The organism is Agromyces sp. GXS1127, assembly GCF_050565425.1.
Taxonomy (GTDB): Bacteria; Actinomycetota; Actinomycetes; order Actinomycetales; family Microbacteriaceae; genus Agromyces.
In genome coordinates, this window is the sequence record NZ_JBOCIG010000003.1 from 289,534 (window position 1) to 308,903 (window position 19,370).

General features: G+C 72.1%; 19 protein-coding genes. 16 read left to right on the top strand and 3 right to left on the bottom strand.

The window, feature by feature from the left end; genetic code table 11:
* The first annotated feature begins 112 nt into the window (after positions 1–112).
* The 6 genes from lysA (at position 113) to prfA (ending at position 8,416) form a co-directional block, all read left to right on the top strand.
* Entirely contained in the window at positions 113–1,528 is a 1,416-nt protein-coding gene (gene lysA / locus ACQ393_RS06810; protein WP_430646070.1) for a diaminopimelate decarboxylase, read from the top strand.
* Positions 1,525–2,835 (top strand): homoserine dehydrogenase, encoded by a 1,311-nt coding sequence (locus tag ACQ393_RS06815; RefSeq protein WP_430646071.1) that lies wholly within the window; start codon positions 1,525–1,527, stop codon positions 2,833–2,835. Before lysA ends, ACQ393_RS06815 begins: the two co-directional genes overlap by 4 nt.
* Positions 2,832–3,929, top strand: coding sequence for a threonine synthase (gene thrC / locus ACQ393_RS06820; protein ID WP_430646072.1), 1,098 nt, complete (start codon positions 2,832–2,834; stop codon positions 3,927–3,929). Before ACQ393_RS06815 ends, thrC begins: the two co-directional genes overlap by 4 nt.
* Positions 3,926–4,894 carry a homoserine kinase gene (gene thrB / locus ACQ393_RS06825; protein WP_430646073.1) on the top strand — a complete coding sequence of 323 codons (969 nt, stop codon included), beginning with the start codon at positions 3,926–3,928 and terminating at the stop codon, positions 4,892–4,894. Before thrC ends, thrB begins: the two co-directional genes overlap by 4 nt.
* A 270-nt stretch (positions 4,895–5,164) precedes the next feature.
* Positions 5,165–7,336 (top strand): transcription termination factor Rho, encoded by a 2,172-nt coding sequence (rho, locus tag ACQ393_RS06830; RefSeq protein WP_430646074.1) that lies wholly within the window; start codon positions 5,165–5,167, stop codon positions 7,334–7,336.
* Between the two features lie 3 nt (positions 7,337–7,339).
* Positions 7,340–8,416, top strand: a complete 1,077-nt coding sequence (prfA, locus tag ACQ393_RS06835) for a peptide chain release factor 1 (protein ID WP_430646075.1) — start codon at positions 7,340–7,342, stop codon at positions 8,414–8,416.
* A 72-nt stretch (positions 8,417–8,488) separates the two neighbouring features.
* Here prfA and epsC read toward each other — a convergent pair whose 3' ends face one another.
* Positions 8,489–9,082, bottom strand: coding sequence for a serine O-acetyltransferase EpsC (gene epsC / locus ACQ393_RS06840; RefSeq protein ID WP_430646076.1), 594 nt, complete (start codon positions 9,080–9,082; stop codon positions 8,489–8,491).
* A gap of 29 nt (positions 9,083–9,111) precedes the next feature.
* Positions 9,112–10,047 (bottom strand): cysteine synthase A, encoded by a 936-nt coding sequence (cysK, locus tag ACQ393_RS06845; RefSeq protein WP_430646077.1) that lies wholly within the window; start codon positions 10,045–10,047, stop codon positions 9,112–9,114.
* Positions 10,048–10,143: 96 nt separating this feature from the next.
* Here cysK and prmC point away from each other — a divergent pair, with 96 nt between their 5' ends.
* Positions 10,144–11,019: a peptide chain release factor N(5)-glutamine methyltransferase gene (gene prmC, locus ACQ393_RS06850; RefSeq protein ID WP_430646302.1), complete on the top strand. Its 876-nt coding sequence runs from the start codon at positions 10,144–10,146 to the stop codon at positions 11,017–11,019.
* A 58-nt stretch (positions 11,020–11,077) separates the two neighbouring features.
* On the opposite strand, the gene ACQ393_RS06855 is transcribed toward prmC, so the two are convergent.
* Positions 11,078–12,007 carry a TetR/AcrR family transcriptional regulator gene (locus ACQ393_RS06855; RefSeq protein ID WP_430646078.1) on the bottom strand — a complete coding sequence of 310 codons (930 nt, stop codon included), beginning with the start codon at positions 12,005–12,007 and terminating at the stop codon, positions 11,078–11,080.
* Between the two features lie 107 nt (positions 12,008–12,114).
* Between ACQ393_RS06855 and ACQ393_RS06860 the strand changes: the two genes are divergently transcribed.
* From ACQ393_RS06860 to ACQ393_RS06900, 9 genes are all read left to right on the top strand, one after another.
* Positions 12,115–13,032, top strand: a complete 918-nt coding sequence (locus tag ACQ393_RS06860; protein ID WP_430646079.1) for an ATP-binding cassette domain-containing protein — start codon at positions 12,115–12,117, stop codon at positions 13,030–13,032.
* Positions 13,033–13,034: 2 nt separating this feature from the next.
* Positions 13,035–13,862, top strand: coding sequence for an ABC transporter permease (locus tag ACQ393_RS06865; protein ID WP_430646080.1), 828 nt, complete (start codon positions 13,035–13,037; stop codon positions 13,860–13,862).
* A gap of 100 nt (positions 13,863–13,962) precedes the next feature.
* Positions 13,963–14,853: an L-threonylcarbamoyladenylate synthase gene (locus ACQ393_RS06870; RefSeq protein WP_430646081.1), complete on the top strand. Its 891-nt coding sequence runs from the start codon at positions 13,963–13,965 to the stop codon at positions 14,851–14,853.
* Positions 14,850–16,133: an MraY family glycosyltransferase gene (locus tag ACQ393_RS06875; protein ID WP_430646082.1), complete on the top strand. Its 1,284-nt coding sequence runs from the start codon at positions 14,850–14,852 to the stop codon at positions 16,131–16,133. The genes ACQ393_RS06870 and ACQ393_RS06875 overlap by 4 nt, the downstream gene beginning before the upstream one ends.
* Positions 16,130–16,609: a hypothetical protein gene (locus ACQ393_RS06880; protein ID WP_430646083.1), complete on the top strand. Its 480-nt coding sequence runs from the start codon at positions 16,130–16,132 to the stop codon at positions 16,607–16,609. The genes ACQ393_RS06875 and ACQ393_RS06880 overlap by 4 nt, the downstream gene beginning before the upstream one ends.
* Before the next feature lie 251 nt (positions 16,610–16,860).
* Positions 16,861–17,658, top strand: a complete 798-nt coding sequence (gene atpB, locus ACQ393_RS06885; protein WP_430646084.1) for a F0F1 ATP synthase subunit A — start codon at positions 16,861–16,863, stop codon at positions 17,656–17,658.
* Positions 17,659–17,703: 45 nt separating this feature from the next.
* Positions 17,704–17,937: an ATP synthase F0 subunit C gene (atpE, locus tag ACQ393_RS06890; RefSeq protein ID WP_022888426.1), complete on the top strand. Its 234-nt coding sequence runs from the start codon at positions 17,704–17,706 to the stop codon at positions 17,935–17,937.
* Positions 17,938–17,965: 28 nt separating this feature from the next.
* On the top strand, positions 17,966–18,529 hold the full coding sequence (locus ACQ393_RS06895) for a F0F1 ATP synthase subunit B (protein WP_430646085.1): 564 nt from the start codon (positions 17,966–17,968) through the stop codon (positions 18,527–18,529).
* 3 nt (positions 18,530–18,532) lie between these two features.
* Complete coding sequence (locus ACQ393_RS06900) at positions 18,533–19,324, top strand: F0F1 ATP synthase subunit delta (RefSeq protein WP_430646086.1); 792 nt, start codon at positions 18,533–18,535, stop codon at positions 19,322–19,324.
* The last annotated feature ends 46 nt before the right edge of the window (positions 19,325–19,370 follow it).

The window sequence follows — 19,370 nt, forward strand, 5'->3', positions numbered from 1 at the left end:
ACTCGCCGGTACGCCGCCCCACAAGGGCGGTCCGCACCGAGGCTTCAGGAACCGATCCGGGTTCGCTCGCCGTCCGAGCGATCCGTCGTTCCATCGTCCGTGAGGGTTCCCCGTGTCTTCCAGCGCATCCGTCCCCGCGCTGCGCAGCGCGCCCGCGGACCCGAACGCGCTCGATCCGAAGGTCTGGCCCGAGGGCGCGCATCGCGACGACGCCGGGCGGATCGTCGTCGGCGGCCTCGACGTCGACGCGCTGGCCGCACGCTTCGGCACCCCGCTCTACGTCGTCGACGAGCAGGTGGCGCGCTCCCGCGCCGCGCGCACGCGCGCCGCGTTCGAACGGGCCGCGGCATCCGTCGGCACCTCGGCCACCGTCTACTACGCGGGCAAGGCGTTCCTCTCGGGGGCGGTCGTCCGCTGGATGACCGACGAGGGGCTCGCGATCGACGTCGCGACCGGCGGCGAGCTCGCCGTCGCCCTCGCGGCCGGCGCCGACCCGGGCCGCATCGGCTTCCACGGCAACAACAAGTCGGTGCGCGAGATCGAGCGCGCCGTGGCCGCCGGCGTCGGCACGATCATCATCGACAGCGAGGTCGAGGTGCGTCGGGTGGCGGATGCCGCGGCTCGCGCCGGGCGCGTGCAGCGGGTCCGGCTTCGCGTGAACTCCGGCGTCCACGCGTCGACGCACGAGTTCCTGGCGACGGCGCACGAGGACCAGAAGTTCGGCATCGCGTTGGGCGACGCGGTACGCGTGGTCGGGGACATCCGCTCGCACGACTCGCTCGACTTCGTCGGCCTGCACTGCCACATCGGGTCGCAGATCTTCGACGCCGCCGGCTTCGCCGAGTCCGCCGAACGCCTGCTCGCGGTCCACGCCGAGCTGTCGGCGGTCGCAGCCGTTCCCGAGCTGAACCTCGGCGGCGGGTTCGGCATCGCCTACACGGAGGCCGACGAGCCCGCCCCGATCGAGGAGATCGCCGACGGCATCGCGCGCGCGGTCGCCGAGGCGTGCGCGCGGCTCGACGTGCCCGTGCCGCGCCTCGCGTTCGAACCCGGCCGGTCGATCATCGGCCCGGCGGGCGTCACGCTCTACACGGTCGGCACCGTCAAGCCCGTGCCGACCGACGAGGGCTGGCGGCACTACGTCTCGGTCGACGGCGGCATGAGCGACAACATCCGCACCGCCATGTACGGCGCCTCGTACACGGCCCGCCTCGCATCGCGGACCTCCGTCGAGCCGGCCGCGCTCGTCCGAGTGGTCGGCAAGCACTGCGAGTCGGGCGACATCGTCGTCGACCACGACTGGGTGCCGCACGACGTCGCCCCGGGCGACCTCCTCGCGGTCGCCGCGACAGGCGCCTACTGCTGGTCGCTGGCATCGAACTACAACCACGTGCCCCGACCGCCGGTCGTGGCCGTCTCCGGCGGCGCCGCGCGCGTGATCGTGCACGGCGAGACCGAGGAGGACCTCCTCGCTCGCGACGCCGGCCTCTCCGACCACGACGATGACGCACACGGAGTCACCGCATGATCGAATACCGTTCCATCCGCGTGGCGCTGCTCGGCGCCGGCTCGGTCGGCTCCCAGGTCGCCCGGCTGCTGCTCGAGCAGGGCGACGAGCTCGCCAACCGCATCGGCGCGAGGATCGAGCTCGTGGGCATCGCCGTCCGCGACGTCGAGGCCCCGCGCGACGCGGCGCTGCCGCGCGAGCTCCTCACGACCGACGCCGAGTCGCTGATCCTCGGCGCCGACATCGTGATCGAGCTCATGGGCGGCCTCGAGCCGGCCCGCACGCTGATCCTCAAGGCGATCTCGTCCGGTGCCGACGTCGTCTCGGGCAACAAGGCGCTGCTCGCGACGCACGGACCCGAGCTCTTCGCAGCGGCCCAGCAGGTCGGCGCGCAGCTGTCCTACGAGGCCGCCGTCGGCGGCGCCATCCCGATCATCCGACCGCTGCGCGACAGCCTCGCCGGCGACCGCATCGACCGGATCCTCGGGATCGTGAACGGCACGACGAACTTCATCCTCGACCGCATGGACACGACGGGCGCCTCGCTCGAGGACGCGCTCGCGACCGCGACCGAGCTCGGCTACGCCGAGGCCGACCCGACGGCCGACATCGGCGGCTACGACGCCGCGCAGAAGGCCGCGATCCTCGCGAGCCTCGCGTTCCACACGAGCGTGCCCGTCGACCTGGTGCATCGCGAGGGCATCACGGGCGTCACCGCCGCGCAGGTCGAGTCGGCCAAGCGCGCCGGCTACGTCGTGAAGCTCCTCGCGATCTGCGAGCGCCTCGCCGACCCCGAGACGGGGGAGGAGGGCGTGTCCGCCCGGGTCTACCCGGCCATGGTGCACCGGAGCCATCCGCTCGCCGCCGTGCACGGCGCCAACAACGCGGTCTTCGTCGAGGCCGCCGCAGCCGGCCCGCTCATGTTCTACGGTGCGGGCGCCGGCGGCGTGCAGACCGCCTCGGCCGTGCTCGGCGACCTCGTCGCGATCGCACGGCGTCACGTGCTCGGCGGCCCGGGCACGGCGGAGTCGACGCACGCCGAGCTGCCCGTGCTCGAGATCGGGCGCATCACGACCCGCTACGCCATCACGCTCGAGGCCGCCGACCAGCCGGGCGTGCTCGCGACGATCGCCCACGTGTTCGCCGACCACGGCGTCTCGGTCGGCGAGCTCGAGCAGACCATCAACGACGAGAACGGCCGGGCTACGCTGGTCATCGGCACCCACGAGGCGCGTGAGTCCGCGCTCGCAGAGACGGTGCGCGCGCTCGCCGACAGCCCCGTCGTGACCTCGGTCGCATCCGTCATCCGAGTCGAAGGAGCAGAGTGAACCACCAGGCAACGAAGGCGCCGTCGCGCCAGTGGCGCGGCGTCATCCGGGAGTACGCCGACCGCCTCGACGTGACCGACGCCACCCCGATCGTGACCCTCGGCGAGGGCGGCACGCCGCTCCTGCCGGCGCCCGCGCTCTCGCGCCGCACCGGCGCCGACGTATGGGTCAAGTTCGAGGGCATGAACCCGACCGGATCGTTCAAGGACCGCGGCATGACGATGGCCGTGACGAAGGCCGTCGAGCGCGGTGCCGAGGTCGTGATCTGCGCCTCGACCGGCAACACGTCGGCATCGGCCGCGGCCTACGCGACGCACGCGGGCATCAAGGCCGCGGTGCTCGTGCCCGAGGGCAAGATCGCGATGGGAAAGCTCAGCCAGGCGATCGCGCACGACGCGCAGCTCATCCAGATCCAGGGCAACTTCGACGACTGCCTCGACATCGCGCGCGACCTCGCCGAGAACTACCCGGTCCACCTCGTCAACTCGGTCAACAACGACCGCATCGAGGGCCAGAAGACGGCCGCGTTCGAGGTCGTCGAGGTACTCGGCGATGCGCCCGACCTGCACTTCATCCCGGTCGGCAACGCGGGCAACTACACCGCGTACACGCGCGGCTACCGCGAGGACATCGAGGCGGGCAACGCCACGAAGCTGCCGCGGATGCTCGGGTTCCAGGCGGCCGGGTCGGCGCCGCTCGTGCTCGGCGAGCCGGTGCGCAACCCCGAGACCATCGCGAGTGCGATCCGCATCGGCAACCCCGCGTCGTGGCACCTCGCGCTCGAGGCGCGCGACCTGACCGACGGCTACTTCGGCGCGATCGAGGACGACAAGATCCTCGAGGCCCAGCGCATCCTCTCCGCCGAGGTCGGCGTCTTCGTCGAGCCGGCCTCCGCGATCAGCGTCGCGGGCCTGCTCGAGCGGGCCGAGGCGGGCCAGGTCCCGGCCGGGGCGAAGGTCGTCCTGACCGTCACCGGCCACGGGCTCAAGGACCCGCAGTGGGCGCTCCGCCGTCCGGACGGTTCCGAGGTCGCGCCGACCGTCGTGCCGGCCGACGTGGCGCACGTCGCAGAGGTGCTGGGGCTCGGCGCATGAGCGCGCCCGCCGCGGCGGAGGCGACGCCCGCGACGGCGGGCGCCGGTGCGCTCCTCGGCCGCAGGGTCACGGTCAAGGTCCCCGCGACCTCGGCGAACCTCGGGCCCGGGTTCGACACGCTCGGACTCGCGCTGGCGCAGTACGACGAGCTCGAGATCGAGGTCGTCGCGGCCGGGCTCGACATCGAGGTGCACGGCGTGGGCGAGGGCGAGGTGCCCCTCGATGCGTCGCACCTCGTCGTCCGGGCGATGGCGCACGCGTTCGCCCGGTTCGGTCGCGACCTGCCGCCGCTGCGGCTCGTCGCGCACAACTCGATCCCGCACGGACGCGGCCTCGGCTCCTCCGGCGCGGCCATCGTGGCCGGCGTGATGGCTGCGAAGGGGCTGCTCGCCCCGGAGGTCGAGATCTCGCCCGACGAACTGCTCGAACTCGCCACCGAGCTCGAGGGGCACCCCGACAACGTCGCCCCGGCGCTCTTCGGCGGCCTCACGATCGCGTGGGTCACACCCGAGGGCCCGCGGCACAAGAAGCTCATGGTGCACCGCGGCGTCTCGCCCCTCGTCCTCGTCCCCGAGCAGGAGATGTCGACCGCCCTCGCCCGGAGCCTCCAGCCGCAGTCGGTGCCGCACGAGGACGCCGTCTTCAACGTCTCGCGCTCGGCGCTGCTCGTCGCCGCGCTCATCCAGAGCCCCGAGCTGCTGCTCGCGGCGACGGAGGACAAGCTGCACCAGAACTACCGCGCCGAGGCGATGCCGGAGACCGACCGGTTGATCCGCCGACTGCGCGAGGCGGGCCACCCCGCCGTCGTGTCGGGCGCGGGGCCCTCGATCCTGGTCCTCGCGAGCGACCCGGCCGAACGTGCGGACGCCGCGCGGCTGGTCGAGGACACGGCGGACACCGTCTGGCAGGCCCTGCCGCTCGCGGTCGACTTCCTCGGCGCGACCGTGGCGCCCGTCGTCGACTGACGACGCCGCTCCGAAGGCCGGGAACCCGACGGTCGGGACGAGCCGCCGACGGCGTGGCGCGTGGTCCGACGGCGCACCGCCGAGTGCTAGACTGGAGCCCGCACCCGGTAGTCGCTGCACCACTCGCGACCTCGCCGTTCGGTGCGATTCCCGGCATCTCATGCTTTCGCCATCGCGCAGATCTGCGCCTCGTGCGCACGTCTGCGACGTGCCGCGATCAGCTCTCCTCGGCCAACCCCCAACGCCTGGCCAGGGGAAAGGAAAATCCCAGTGACCAACGGAACCGACCACGCAGAGCGCGTGGACGCCGCCCGCCTGTCGACCATGAAGGTCGCCGAGCTCCAGGAGCTGGCCTCCTCGCTCGGCATCGCGGGCGCGTCCAAGCGCCGAAAAGGAGAACTCGTGGAGTTGATCTCCGCCCACACCGACGGCGCCGCGACCGCCGAGGCCGACGACGTCGTCGCCCCGGCCGCCCCGCAGGCCGCCGAGTCCGAGGAGGCGGCGGCTTCCGCCGCCGAGCCGGCCGAGGCATCCGCTCCGGTCGTCGACGAGACGACGGTCGAGGCGCCGATCGCCGAGACGACCCCGCCCCAGGCGACCGCGGCCGAGCCGACCGCGACCGAGGCGCCGGCGGCCGAGCCCGTCCGTCGTGGCCGCCAGCCGCGTCGCGCGACGAGCGCCACCGCGGCCGCCGCCCACGCGAACGCCGGAGCTTCCGGCGTCGAGCTCGTGCCCGCCGACGCGAAGGCGGGAACGGCGACGACCGCCGAAGGCCCGTCCGCCGGCTCGTCGGACGACGAGGCCCGCGAGGCCGCGCGTGCCGCCGTCCGCGAGCAGCTCGCAGCCGCGACCGCGGGCGGCCGCCAGGCCGAGTCGGCCGAGGGCGGCCAGGCGGAGCCCGAGGGCAAGGCGGAGCAGCCCGCCCAGGAGCAGCGCCAGGGTCGCAGCCGGAACCGCGGTCGACGCGGCGGTGCCGAGCGGGGCGACGCGCAGAAGTCCGAGCAGCAGGGCGGCCGCAAGGCCGACGAGCAGCCAGAGGGCGACTCCGGTCGCCAGGCGGAGTCCGACAAGGGCCGCCAGGGCGCCGACGCCGACAAGGGCAAGGACCAGCAGGGCGGCCGCGGCCAGCAGGGTCGCGGCGAGCAGCGCGGCGACCAGCAGCAGGCCGACGGCGAGGGCGGCGGCCGCCGCAACCGCTACCGCGACCGCAAGCGCCGCGGCCAGAGCCAGGGCGACGAGGTCGAGCCCGAGATCCTCGACGACGACGTGCTCATCCCGATCGCGGGCATCCTCGACGTCCTCGACAACTACGCCTTCGTGCGCACGACCGGCTACCTCCCCGGCCCGAGCGACGTCTACGTCTCGCTCGGCCAGGTGAAGAAGTACCACCTGCGCAAGGGCGACGCCGTCGTCGGCTCGATCAAGCAGCCGCGCGAGGGCGAGGGCAGCAGCCGCCAGAAGTACAACGCGCTCGTCAAGATCGACTCGATCAACGGCCAGACCGCCGACGAGGCTGCCGCGCGCGTGGACTTCCAGAAGCTCACGCCGCTCTACCCGCAGGACCGCCTGCGGCTCGAGACCGAGCCGACCAAGCTCACGCAGCGCATCATCGACCTCGTCGCGCCGATCGGCAAGGGCCAGCGCGGCCTCATCGTCGCGCCGCCGAAGGCCGGCAAGACGATCGTGCTGCAGCAGATCGCGAACGCGATCGCGATCAACAACCCCGAGGTGCACCTCATGGTCGTGCTCGTCGACGAGCGCCCCGAAGAGGTCACCGACATGCAGCGCACGGTCAAGGGCGAGGTCATCGCCTCGACCTTCGACCGTCCGGCGGAGGACCACACCACGGTCGCCGAGCTCGCGATCGAGCGTGCCAAGCGACTCGTCGAGCTCGGTCACGACGTCGTCGTGCTGCTCGACTCGATCACCCGCCTCGGCCGCGCCTACAACCTCGCGGCGCCGGCCTCCGGCCGCGTGCTCTCGGGCGGTGTCGACGCGTCGGCGCTGTACCCGCCGAAGCGCTTCTTCGGCGCGGCGCGCAACATCGAGAACGGCGGCTCGCTGACGATCCTCGCCACGGCGCTCGTCGAGACCGGTTCGAAGATGGACGAGGTGATCTTCGAGGAGTTCAAGGGCACCGGCAACAGCGAGCTGCGCCTCAGCCGCCAGCTCGCCGACAAGCGCATCTTCCCCGCCGTCGACGTCAACGCCTCCTCGACGCGTCGCGAGGAGATGCTGCTCTCGGCCGACGAGGTCAAGATCACGTGGAAGCTCCGCCGCGCCCTCGCCGGCCTCGAGCCCCAGCAGGCCCTCGAGGCCGTGCTCGGGCGCCTGCGCGAGACGCAGTCGAACACCGAGTTCCTGCTCCTCATGCAGAAGTCGGCACCGGTGGGCGGCAACGGGAACGGACACGGGCACGGCCACGAGTCCGACCACCGCTGATCGATGTTCGAGTCGGTCCAGGCACTGATCGCCGAGCACGCCTCGCTCCAGGAGGAGCTGGCCGACCCGGCGCTCCACGCCGACGCCGCGCGCGCGAAGAAGGTCAACCGGCGCTACGCCGAGCTCAGCCGGATCGTCGCCGCGAACGACGCCTGGCGGCAGGCGCAGGAGGACCTCGAGGCGGCGCGTGAGCTCGCCAAGGAGGATGCCGCGTTCGCCGAGGAGGTCCCCGGCCTGGAGGAGCACCTCGCCGAGTCGCAGGAGCGGCTGCGGCGGCTCCTCATCCCGCGCGACCCCGACGACGGCCGTGACGTGATCATGGAGATCAAGGGCGGCGAAGGAGGCGCGGAGAGCGCCCTCTTCGCGGCCGACCTGCTGCGCATGTACATCCAGTACGCCCAGTCGAAGGGGTGGAAGACCGAGCTCCTCGAGCGGGACGAATCCGACCTGGGCGGCTACAAGAACGTCCAGGTCGCGATCAAGTCGAACGCGACCGACCCCTCGCAGGGCGTCTGGGCGCACCTGAAGTACGAGGGCGGCGTGCATCGCGTGCAGCGCGTGCCCGTCACCGAGACGCAGGGTCGCATCCACACGTCGACGACCGGCGTGCTCGTCTTCCCCGAGGTCGACGAGCCCGAAGAGGTCGAGATCAACCAGAACGACCTCAAGATCGACGTGTACCGCTCGAGCGGCCCCGGCGGCCAGTCGGTCAACACGACCGACTCGGCGGTGCGCATCACGCACGTGCCGACCGGCATCGTGGTGGCGATGCAGAACGAGAAGTCGCAGCTGCAGAACCGCGAGGCCGCGATGCGAGTCCTGCGTGCGCGGCTCCTCGCGCGCCAGCAGGAGGAGCTCGCCGCCGCGGCATCCGATGCCCGGAAGTCGCAGATCCGATCGATGGACCGCTCGGAGCGCATCCGCACGTACAACTTCCCCGAGAACCGCATCGCGGACCACCGCACGGGCTACAAGGCGTACAACCTCGACCAGGTCATGAACGGCGCGCTCGACCCCATCATCGAGTCGGCGATCCACGCCGACGAGGAGGCCCGGCTCGAGGGCCTCGGCGACCAGTAGCCGAACCGAGGGGGGGCGGATGCCGCGGCATCCGTCGCACGCGACCGGCACCGAGTGCGCCTCGGCCGACGGTTAGATGTGGAAGTCGATGTGCCAGTCGTGCATGCCGCGCGCCGCATCCGCCGTCGCGGGCGAGAGCGGCTTCGCGACCGCGGGGATGCCGACGAGCAGCGAGTGCGGGGGAGCGCCCCTGGTGACCACGGCGTTCGCGCCGATCGCGCTGCCCGCCCCGATCTCGATGTCGCCGAGCACCTTCGCTCCCGCGCCGACGGTGACGCCGTCGCCGAGGGTGGGATGGCGCTTCGCGCCGCGTGGCGCGCCGCGCGGCGCCTTCCCGCCGAGGGTGACGCCGTGGTACAGCATCACGTCGTCGCCGACCACCGCGGTCTCGCCGATCACGACGCCCATGCCGTGGTCGATGAAGAACCGGCGGCCGATCGTCGCGCCCGGGTGGATCTCGATGCCCGTGAGGAACCGCGTGAGCTGGGACACGACGCGCGCCGGCAGCCGCAGTGCGCGCACCCGCCACATGCGGTGCGCGATCCGGTACGACCAGATGGCGTGCAGCCCGGAGTAGGCGAGGACGATCTCGAGGCGGTTGCGCGCCGCGGGGTCGTGGGAACGGGCGGTCGCGACGTCTTCCCTGAGCCTGCCGAGGATTCCCACCGACCCAGTCAACCAGATGGCGTCGGCGCTCAGTCGAGCAGGCCCTCGTAGAGCACGGTCGAGAGGTACCGCTCGCCGTAGCTGGCGAGGATCACGACGATGGTCTTGCCGGCGTTCTCGGGCCGCTGGGCGAGCTGGGTGGCGGCGTACACGGTCGCGCCCGACGAGATGCCGCCGAGGATGCCCTCCTCGACGCCGAGGCGGCGAGCGACCGCGACGGCCTGGTCGATGTTCACGTCGATGATCTCGTCGTAGACGTCGCGGTCGAGGATCGCGGGCACGAAGTTGGCGCCGATGCCCTGGATCTTGTGCGGGCCGGGCTGGCCGCCATTGAGGATCGGCGACTCGAGCGGCTCGACGCCGACGACCTGCACCTCGGGCTTGCGCTCCTTGAGCACCTGCCCGACGCCCGAGAGGGTGCCGCCCGTGCCGATGCCGGAGACGAAGATGTCGACGCCGCCGTCGGTGTCGTCCCAGACCTCCTCGGCGGTGGTGCGTCGGTGGATGTCGACGTTCGCCTGGTTCTCGAACTGCCGCGCCAGCACCGCGCCCGGGGCCTCGGCGGCGATCTGCTCGGCACGCGCGACGGCGCCCTTCATGCCCTCGGAACCCGGCGTGAGCACGAGCTCGGCTCCGTACGCGCGCAGCAGCGCGCGACGCTCCTTCGACATGGTCTCGGGCATCGCGATGACGACCCGGTAGCCCCGTGCGGCACCGATCATCGCGAGCGCGATCCCGGTGTTGCCGCTCGTGCCCTCGACGATCGTTCCGCCGGGCTTCAGCGAGCCGTCCGCCTCGGCGGCGTCGACGATGCCGATGCCGAGCCGGTCCTTGACGCTGGCCGAGGGGTTGTAGAACTCGAGCTTGGCCAGCACGGTCGCGCCCGCGCCATCCGTCACGCGGTTGAGCTTGACGAGCGGGGTGCGCCCGAAGACGTCGGTGATGTTCTCGTAGACCTTGGCCATGATCTTCCCTCTCGTGACGGCGGCGTCGTGCCGCGCACCAGCATACGGAGCGCGGATGGGCGCCGGGAGTGGGTTACATTCCATTGCGTGAATGCGATCCCCGACGAGCCCGCCGAACGCCCGCTGCGCGAGGTGCGCGACGAGACCGTCCGCACGCTGCTGGCGGCGGGCATCGGCGACGCCGAGGTCGACGCCGACCTCCTGCTCGGCCACGTCCTCGGGCTCTCCCGGGGCGGCGTGCACGCGCGCCTCGTGATCGGCGATCGGCTGTCGGCGACGGATGCCGCGGAGCTCGACCGGCTGGTCGCGCGACGGGCTCGCCGGGAGCCGCTGCAGCACCTGACGGGGCGCGCCGCGTTCCGCTCGCTCGAGCTCGCGGTCGGGCCCGGCGTGTTCGTGCCCCGACCGGAGACCGAACTGATCGCGCAACTCGCGATCGACGCCCTGCGCGCCGCCGCCGAGCCCGAGCCGATCGGCCTCGACCTCGGCTCGGGCAGCGGCGCGATCGCGCTCTCGATGGCGACCGAGGTGCCGCATGCGCGTGTCTGGGCGGTCGAGAACTCGCCCGAGGCGTTCCCCTGGACGCGGCGCAACGTCGACGAGGTCGCAGCGCCCAACCTCGAGCTCGTCTTCGGCGACCTCGCGGAAACGCTGCCCGAACTCGAGGGCCGCGTCGCGGTCGTGGCCTCCAACCCGCCCTACATCCCGGACGACGCCATCCCGCGCGACCCCGAGGTGCGCCTGCACGACCCTGAGCGCGCGCTCTACGGCGGACCCGACGGGCTCGACGTCGTGCGCGTGCTCTCGCGGCGCGCCCTCGCGCTGCTGCACGCGGGCGGCGCCCTCCTGATCGAGCACGGCGAGACGCAGTCGGCCGAGATCGCGGCGATACTGGAGGGCGACGGATGGCACGCCGTCGCGCACCACCGCGACCTCACCGGCCGCGACCGCGTGACGACCGCGCGGCGCTGACGCCGCGGCATCCGCCCTCGCGACCTGGCGGGGCCCTGGTGCCCGGGGATCCGGTCCGTCAGTTCGTGGCGTGCCGGGCGCGCGCCTCGCGGAGGGCCTGACGCTCGAGCTTGCGCGCGTCGCGGAGGCGCTTCTCGGCCTCGCGCACCGCCCGGCGAGCCTCCCGGACGCGCTTGTCGGCGGCGACCTCCGGCGTCTCGCGCGAGGGGGACGGGGGAGCGGGCCGGTCGCCGTTCGCGCGTCGCGCGATGTGATCGGCGATGCCGTCGAGCACGCGCTCGAGGCCGAAGCCGAACGGATCGTCGTCGACGCTCGCGAACACGCCCGCATCCACGGCCCGGCGCAGCGCCGGGAATTCCTCCGCGGTGACGAACGCGTCGAGGATCGCCGAACGGGTGTCGTCGATCGCCTGCGGCTCGACCCCGGCCTCGCGTGAGGCGACGTCGTAGGAGTGCTCGATGGTGCTCTGCCAGCGGACCTGGCCGGTCACGAGCAGGATGGCGGCGACCCGCTCGTGCTCGTCGAGCGGCGTGGCGGCGAGGGCGTCGAGCATCGCGTCCATCCAGGCGAGGTTGTTCGGGGTCACGGGCGTGCCCTGGATCGCCACGTCGAGCAGCCACGGATGGCGCCGGTGCACCTCGACCTCGGCGAGCGCGATCGCCCGGAGGCGTCCGCGCCAGTCGGAGTGGTCGAGGTCGCGATCGGGCTCGGGCGGCAGGCCCGTGCCCTGCTCCTGCATGAGCACGAGCAGGTCGTCCTTCGCCGTGACGTACCGGTAGAGCGACATGGTCGTGTAGCCGAGGGCCTGGGCGACGCGACTCATCGACACCGCCGCGAGCCCGTCGGCATCGGCGATCTCGACCGCCGCGTCGACGATGCGCTCGATGCTCATCTCGCGCTTCGGTCCGCGCTGCGGGTTGGCGGCGACGCCCCAGGCGAGGGCGACGCCGCGCGGCAGTTCCGGCTCGGCGGCGTTCTCGGGAGCCATCCGTCTCCAATCGACGCGAGGTGCTTGCGACCAGCATAGAACTGTGTATTACTTAAACGAATGTCGATGATGTACACAGTTTACTTCGTACACAGGAAGGCGCAGCCATGACCATCGCGATCGAGACGCACGGGATCGCCAAGCGGTTCCGCGGCGTGGAGGTCCTGCAGGGGCTCGACCTCGCGGTCGACGCGGGCAGCGTGTTCGGCCTCCTCGGGCCGAACGGCGCCGGCAAGACCACCACGATCGACATCCTCACGACGCTCGTCCGACCAGACGCCGGCACGGCGGTCGTCGCCGGCGCCGACGTGCGGCTCGACCCCGACGGTGTCCGCTCGCGGATCAGCCTCACCGGCCAGTCCTCCGCCGTCGACGACGTCCTCACCGGGCGCGAGAACCTCGTCATGCTCGCGCGGCTCTCCGGGCTCGGGCGTCGCGCGGCCCGCGCGCGGGCCGAGGAGCTCCTCGAGCGGTTCGACCTGGCCGACGCGGCGGCACGGCGGGTCGCCGCCTACTCCGGCGGGATGCGGCGCCGGCTCGACCTCGCGCTGAGTCTCGTCGTCCCGGCGCACGTCATCTTCCTCGACGAGCCGACGACCGGGCTCGACACCCGGAGCCGCCAGCAGCTCTGGCACGTCATCCGCGAGGTCGCCGACGCCGGGGCGACCGTCTTCCTCACGACGCAGTACCTCGAGGAGGCCGACCGGCTCGCCGACCGCATCGCCGTGCTCGACCGCGGCCGGATCGCCGCCGAGGGCACCGCATCGGAGCTCAAGGCGCGCGTCGGCGGCGAGGTCGTCGAGCTCCTCGGGGCCGACGACGAGGTGCTCGCCGAGCTCCCGACCGACGGCACCGTCCACGGGCTGCGCGCCGCGGTGGACGAGCTCGACCGGATCGCGGCCTCCTCCGCGGAGGGCGCGCGCGTCGCCATCCGCCGGCCCAGCCTCGACGACGTCTTCCTCGCCATCACCTCCCGCCCGGGCGCGCCCGCGCACCGGGCGGACCTCATCGGAACCAAGGGCTGAACATGACCGCGCTCATCGACACCGCGTCTGGCGCGGCCGAAGCGCCCGTGCCGCCGGCCCTGCGGACCCGACCCCGCGGCCTCACCGCCGAGGCGGTCTTCATCGGCCGCAGCGTCACGCACTCCCTCCGCGACGCGGAGGCGCTGCTCATGGCCGTGCTGCTGCCGACCCTGCTCATGGTGCTGTTCACCTTCGTGTTCGGCGGTGCGCTCGACCCCTCCGGCGGCTACGTCGACTACGTCGTCCCCGGCATCATCCTGCTCTGCGCGGGGTTCGGCGCGAGCTCGACCGCGCTCTATGTCGCCCGCGACATGAACACGGGGATCATCGACCGCTTCCGCACCATGCCGCTGCGCGCGAGTGCGGTGCTGACGGGCCACGTCGTCGCGAGCGTGCTGCGGAACCTCGTCGCCACGGGCGTCGTGGTCGCCGTCGCGCTCCTCGTGGGATTCCGCCCGACCGCGACGCCGGCCGGATGGCTCGCCGCGGTCGCGCTCATCGCGCTCTACATCCTCGCGATCACCTCGCTGTTCGCGGCGATCGGCCTCGCCGCATCGAGTCCCGACGCGGCCAACGCCTACGGCTTCATCCTGCTGTTCCTGCCGTACCTCTCGAGCGCGTTCGTGCCGGTCGACACGCTGCCGGACTGGCTCGCGTGGTTCGCCGAGCACCAGCCCATCACGCCGATCATCGAGGCGATCCGGAGCCTGCTCACGGGCACGCCGATGGGCGACGCGGCCTGGTGGGCGATCGGCTGGTGCGTCCTGTTCATCGTCGTCGCGGCCATGTGGGGCGCCTGGCTGTTCCGACGACGGGCGGGCCGGCGCTGAGGGCCGGTCGGTCATGAGCGGATGCCGCGGGCCCGGCCCGGCGCGCGGCATCCGGCTCGCCCAGACTCGAGGGGCTCGTCACGTCTAGAATCGAGCGGTCATGACACTCATCCACGACTGCTCGATCGAGTCCGAGCTCCTCGCCGGCATGCGCCTGGCCCGTCGCGCCATCGGCAGCGGCGAGCTCGTCGTCATCCCCACCGACACCGTCTACGGCGTCGCAGCCGATGCGTTCAGCGCGGCCGCCGTCCAGCGCCTGCTCGATGCGAAGGGCCGCGAGCGCACCTCGCCGCCGCCCGTGCTCGTCCCGGGCATCCCGACGCTCGACGCCCTCGCGGCCGAGGTGCCCGACGCCGTTCGCGCGCTCGTCACCGAGTTCTGGCCGGGCGGCCTCACGGTCATCCTGCGCGCGCAGCCCTCGCTGCAGTGGGACCTGGGGGAGACCCGGGGCACCGTGGCGCTCCGCATGCCCGACCACCGCATCGCCCTGGAGCTGCTCTCCGAGACCGGGCCCCTCGCGGTGTCGTCCGCGAACCTCTCGGGCATGCCGTCGGCGACGACCGCCGCGGAGGCGGCCGACATGCTGGGCGACCGCGTCGCGGTCTACCTCGACGGCGGTGCAGCGGGCGTCGCCTACGACGCGATCGGCGAGCGTCCCGGCGACACCTCGTCGACGATCGTGGACGCCACCGGCCTCGCCGCCGACGGCACGGGCGTGCTCCGGATCGTGCGCGCCGGCGTGATCTCGCGCGAGCGGATCGCCGAGGTCGTGGGGGAGGAACTGCTCGCCGGGTCCGACGGTGCCGCCGCGGCCGCGCCCGCGCCCGCCGACGCCGCGCCCGCCGCGGCCGCGCCCGCCGACGCCGCGCGCGCCGACGACGTCGAGCCCGCCGCCGACGAGCCCGCCGCCGACGACGGCGCCGCGCCCGCGACATCCGTCGCCTCGTCGACCGACGCCCCGGACGAGCGGGCGGACCCCGCCGCGTCATGACCCTGTTCGTCCTGCTCGCGCTCGTCACGGCGATCGTCACGTTCGCCGGATCGGTCGTGGTCTGGAAGCTCAGCCTGCGGTACCGGCTCTACCCGAAGATCCGCGAGCGGGACGTGCACACCCGCCCGACGCCCCGGCTCGGCGGCGTCGCGATGTTCCTCGGGATCCTCGTCGGCTTCGCGGTGGCGGCCTGGATCTCCTCGCTCGGCATCGCGCGCTTCGCGAACCTGCAGATCGTCTTCCAGGACCCGTTCCAGGTCCTCGCGATCCTCCTCGCGGCCGGGCTCATCGTGGCGATCGGCGTGGCCGACGACATCTGGGACCTCGACTGGCTCACCAAGCTCGCCGGCCAGTTCATCGCGGCCGGGGTGATCGCCTGGCAGGGCGTGTCGATCGTCTCGCTGCCCATCGGCGCGCCCGACGGCGGCATCACGGTGGGCTCGTCGTGGATGAGCGCGACCGTGACGGTCTTCACGATCGTGCTCGTCATGAACGCGATCAACTTCATCGACGGGCTCGACGGGCTCGTGGCGGGCGTCGCGCTCATCTCGAGCGGCGTCTTCTTCCTGTACTCCTACCTCCTCGTGCAGCAGACCTCGCCCACGAACTACTTCAACCTCGCGTCGCTCCTCGCCGTCGTGGTGGTGGGCGCCTGCGCGGGCTTCCTGCCGCTCAACTGGCACCGCGCGAAGCTCTTCATGGGCGACGCCGGAGCACTCCTCGTCGGGCTCCTCATGGCGACCTCGGCGATCGCGGTGACCGGCCAGGTCGACCCGTCGCAGCTCGGCACCGACGAACTGTTCCCGGCGTTCATCCCGATCATCATCCCGTTCGCGGTGCTGCTGATCCCGCTGCTCGACTTCGGACTCGCGGTCGTGCGCCGCCTGCGCGCGGGCAAGTCGCCGTTCGCGGCCGACCGCAAGCACCTGCACCACCGCCTGCTCGACATGGGCCACTCGCACCTGCACGCGGTCCTGATCTTCTACGGCTGGACCGCCGTGGCCTCGTTCGGGTGCCTGCTGGCCTTCGTCCTGCCCGTCTACTTCGGCCTCGACTCCGGGTGGGCGTTCCTCTTCATCGGGGTCGGGTTCGTCATCCTCGCGGGGCTCACCCTCGCGCCCCTCGGCCGGCGCAAGCGCCAGACCGTGGCGGCCGAGGCGGATGCCGCGGGCGCGCCGGCCACGGCCGGCCTCGACGAGCTCGCAGCCCCGGCACCCGCCGTCCCCACCACCGTCCCCGACCGCCCGCAACCGGGCGAGCACCACTCAGGAGCCCGATGAGCACCGCACCTCGCGACCCAGCCGACCGCACGCCGACCTCGAACCCGGTGCTCCGGCGCGCGCTCCTCTGGGGTGCCGCCATCGCCGGCGGGATCGCCGTCGTGGGCGGCATCCTCGGGTTCGTCTTCGCGGGCACCGAGGGCCTCGTGAGCGCGCTGCTCGGCACGCTCCTCGCCGTCGTGTTCATGGGGATCACCGGCGCGAGCATCCTGCTCGCCAACCGATTCGCCGGCTCCGACCTCTTCGTCGGCGCGTTCTTCGGCATCGTGCTCGGCGGATGGCTGCTGAAGTTCATCGTCTTCATCGTGCTCGTCGTGCTGCTGCGCGGCGTCGAGTGGCTCGATCCGGTCGTGCTCTTCCTCTCGATCGTGGCCGGCGTGATCGGCTCCCTCGTCGTCGACGTCCTCGTCGTGGCCCGGTCCAGGCTCCCGTACGCGAGCGACGCGCAGCTGCCGCCGCCGCCCTCCGACGACTGACCCGACGCCGCCCTGCAGGGCGGCGTCGGCGCCTCCGGGGACATGGCATGCGCCGATCGGCATGCTCCCCGGTCGGCGGCGACTTCTACGACGTGTGGCGATTCGGCGGAGCGCCGAAGTCTTGCTACAGTAGGGGCGATCCCCCACGGTTCCGCCCTGCTCCGGCATGGGCACGGACCGTTTCCATGTTCGTCGACGCGAGAGCCCCGCTCCACGCCCCGAAACAGGAGATAGCGCTGCTAGCTAACGCTGTGAACCTGCTGGTTCCGACTGCAACCGATGATGGTGAGTTCCACGGGCCGTCGATCGAGGAGTTCTTCCCCGGCGCCCTCCTGTTCGAGGGCACGCCGTTCGAGATCAACCGCATCATGCTGGTGCGCTTCGTGGCGGTCGCCGCGCTGCTGCTGGTGTTCTGGCTCGGCACGCGCAGCATGCGCATCGTCCCGGGCCGGTTCCAGAGCATCGTGGAGATGGGCCTCGACTTCATCCGCGTGAACGTCGCCGACGACCTGCTCGGCAAGAAGGACGGCAAGCGGTTCCTGCCGATCCTCACGTCGATCTTCTTCATGGTGCTGTTCATGAACATCACCGGCATCATCCCGGGCCTGAACATCGCCGGAACGTCGGTGATCGGCGTCCCGCTCGTGCTCGCGATCGTGTCGTACGTCACGTTCATCTACGCCGGCATCAAGCAGAGCCCCAAGAACTTCTTCAAGAACTCGCTCTTCCCCTCGGGCGTGCCGTGGCCGGTGTACATCATCGTCACGCCGATCGAGCTCATCTCGACCTTCGTCATCCGCCCCGTCACGCTGACGCTGCGACTCATGATGAACATGATCGTCGGCCACCTGCTGCTCGTGCTCTTCTTCGCGGCGACGCAGTTCTTCATCTTCAACCTCGGCGGCTGGTACACCCTGCTCGGCGTCGGAACGCTGGCCTTCGGCTTCGTGTTCACGCTGTTCGAGATCCTCGTCGCCGTCCTGCAGGCCTACGTCTTCACGCTCCTCACCGCGGTCTACATCCAGCTCGCGGTGGCGGAGGAGCACTGAGCCAGGGCGCCCGCCCGAAGAAACCCCAAGAAAGGAAACCCCAACGTGGATGCAACCACCGTTCTCGCTGAGATCAACGGCAACATCGCAACGGTCGGCTACGGCCTCGCCGCCATCGGCCCGGCCATCGGCGTGGGCATCGTCGTCGGCAAGACGATCGAGGGCGTGGCTCGCCAGCCCGAGCTCGCCGGCCGCCTCCAGGTCCTGATGTGGATCGGCATCGCCTTCACCGAGGCGCTCGCCTTCATCGGTATCGCGACCTACTTCATCTTCGTCTGATCGTCCCGTCCCAACTGAGGAGGCCAACGTGCTTCACGCAGTGCTGAGAGCTGCAACCGAGGGCGAGACGCACAACCCGGTCCTTCCGGCGACGTACGACATCGTCTGGTCGGCGGTCTGCTTCGCCGTCATCCTCGTCTTCTTCTGGCTGTACGCGCTGCCGCGCATGCAGAAGCTGCTCGACGAGCGTGCCGAGGCGATCGAGGGCAACATCGCGAAGGCCGACGAGGCCCAGCGCAAGGCCGAGGCCGCCCTCGAGGAGTACACCGCCCAGCTCGCCGACGCGCGCGCCGAGGCGGGTCGGATCCGCGAGACCGCTCGCGAGGACGGCAAGAAGATCGTCGCCGAGGCGAAGGACCAGGCGTCGACCGAGGCCGCCCGCATCAACGCGAGCGCCCAGGCGCAGATCGAGGCGGAGCGCCAGTCGGCGCTCGTGTCGCTCCGGTCGGAGGTCGGCACCATCGCCATCGACCTCGCCTCGGGTGTCGTCGGCGAGACCCTCTCCGACGACGCCAGGGCCAAGGCCGTGGTCGACCGCTTCCTCGCCGACCTCGAGGCGTCCGAGCAGGCCGCCGCAGGGGGGAAGAAGTAACCCATGGGCAGCGCTACGAGAGAGGCCCTGGCCGGCACGCGAGCCGAGTTCGCGGCGCTCGGCCGGGCCGAGCTCCCGGTGGCCGGCGACCTCCTCGCCGCGACCCGGGTGATCGCCGTCACGCCCCAGCTGCGGACCGCCCTCACCGACAACGAGGCCGACCGCGCCCAGAAGGCCGAGCTCGTCGAGCGGGTCTTCGGCGGCAAGGTGAACCCGACGGCGGCATCACTCCTCGTGAGCGCCGCCGCACAGCGGTGGTCCTCGGCGCCCGACTTCCTCGACGGGCTCGAGGAGCTCGGCCTCCGGGTGGCGGCTGATGCCGCGGGCGACGGCGAGGTCGACGGCGAGCTGTACGCGTTCCAGCGCACCGTCGCCTCCGACGCCGAGCTCGAGCTGGCCCTCGGGTCCAAGCTCGGCTCGACCGAGGCCAAGGTCGCGCTGGTCGAGCGCCTGCTGGGCGCGAAGGCCGCCCCCGCGACGACGCTCATCGTGCGGCACCTCGTGCAGTCGCCTCGTGGTCGCCGCATCGGCGAGATGCTGCGCGACGCGGCATCCGTCGTCGCCGACCAGCGCGGGTTCGACGTCGCCACGGTGACGTCGGCCGTTCCCCTGACCGACGAGCAGGTCGCCCGCCTCGAGCGCACGCTCGGAGCCCAGGCCGGCCGCCGTATCCGCTTCGACGCCGTCGTGGACCCCGCGGTCCTCGGCGGACTGCGGGTGCAGATCGGCGACGACGTCATCGACGGCAGCGTCGCCAGCCGCCTCAGCGACCTGAGGCTGAAGCTTGCCGGCTGACGCCGGACGACACCGACCGGCGTCCCGCGCCGCGACACACCAGTAA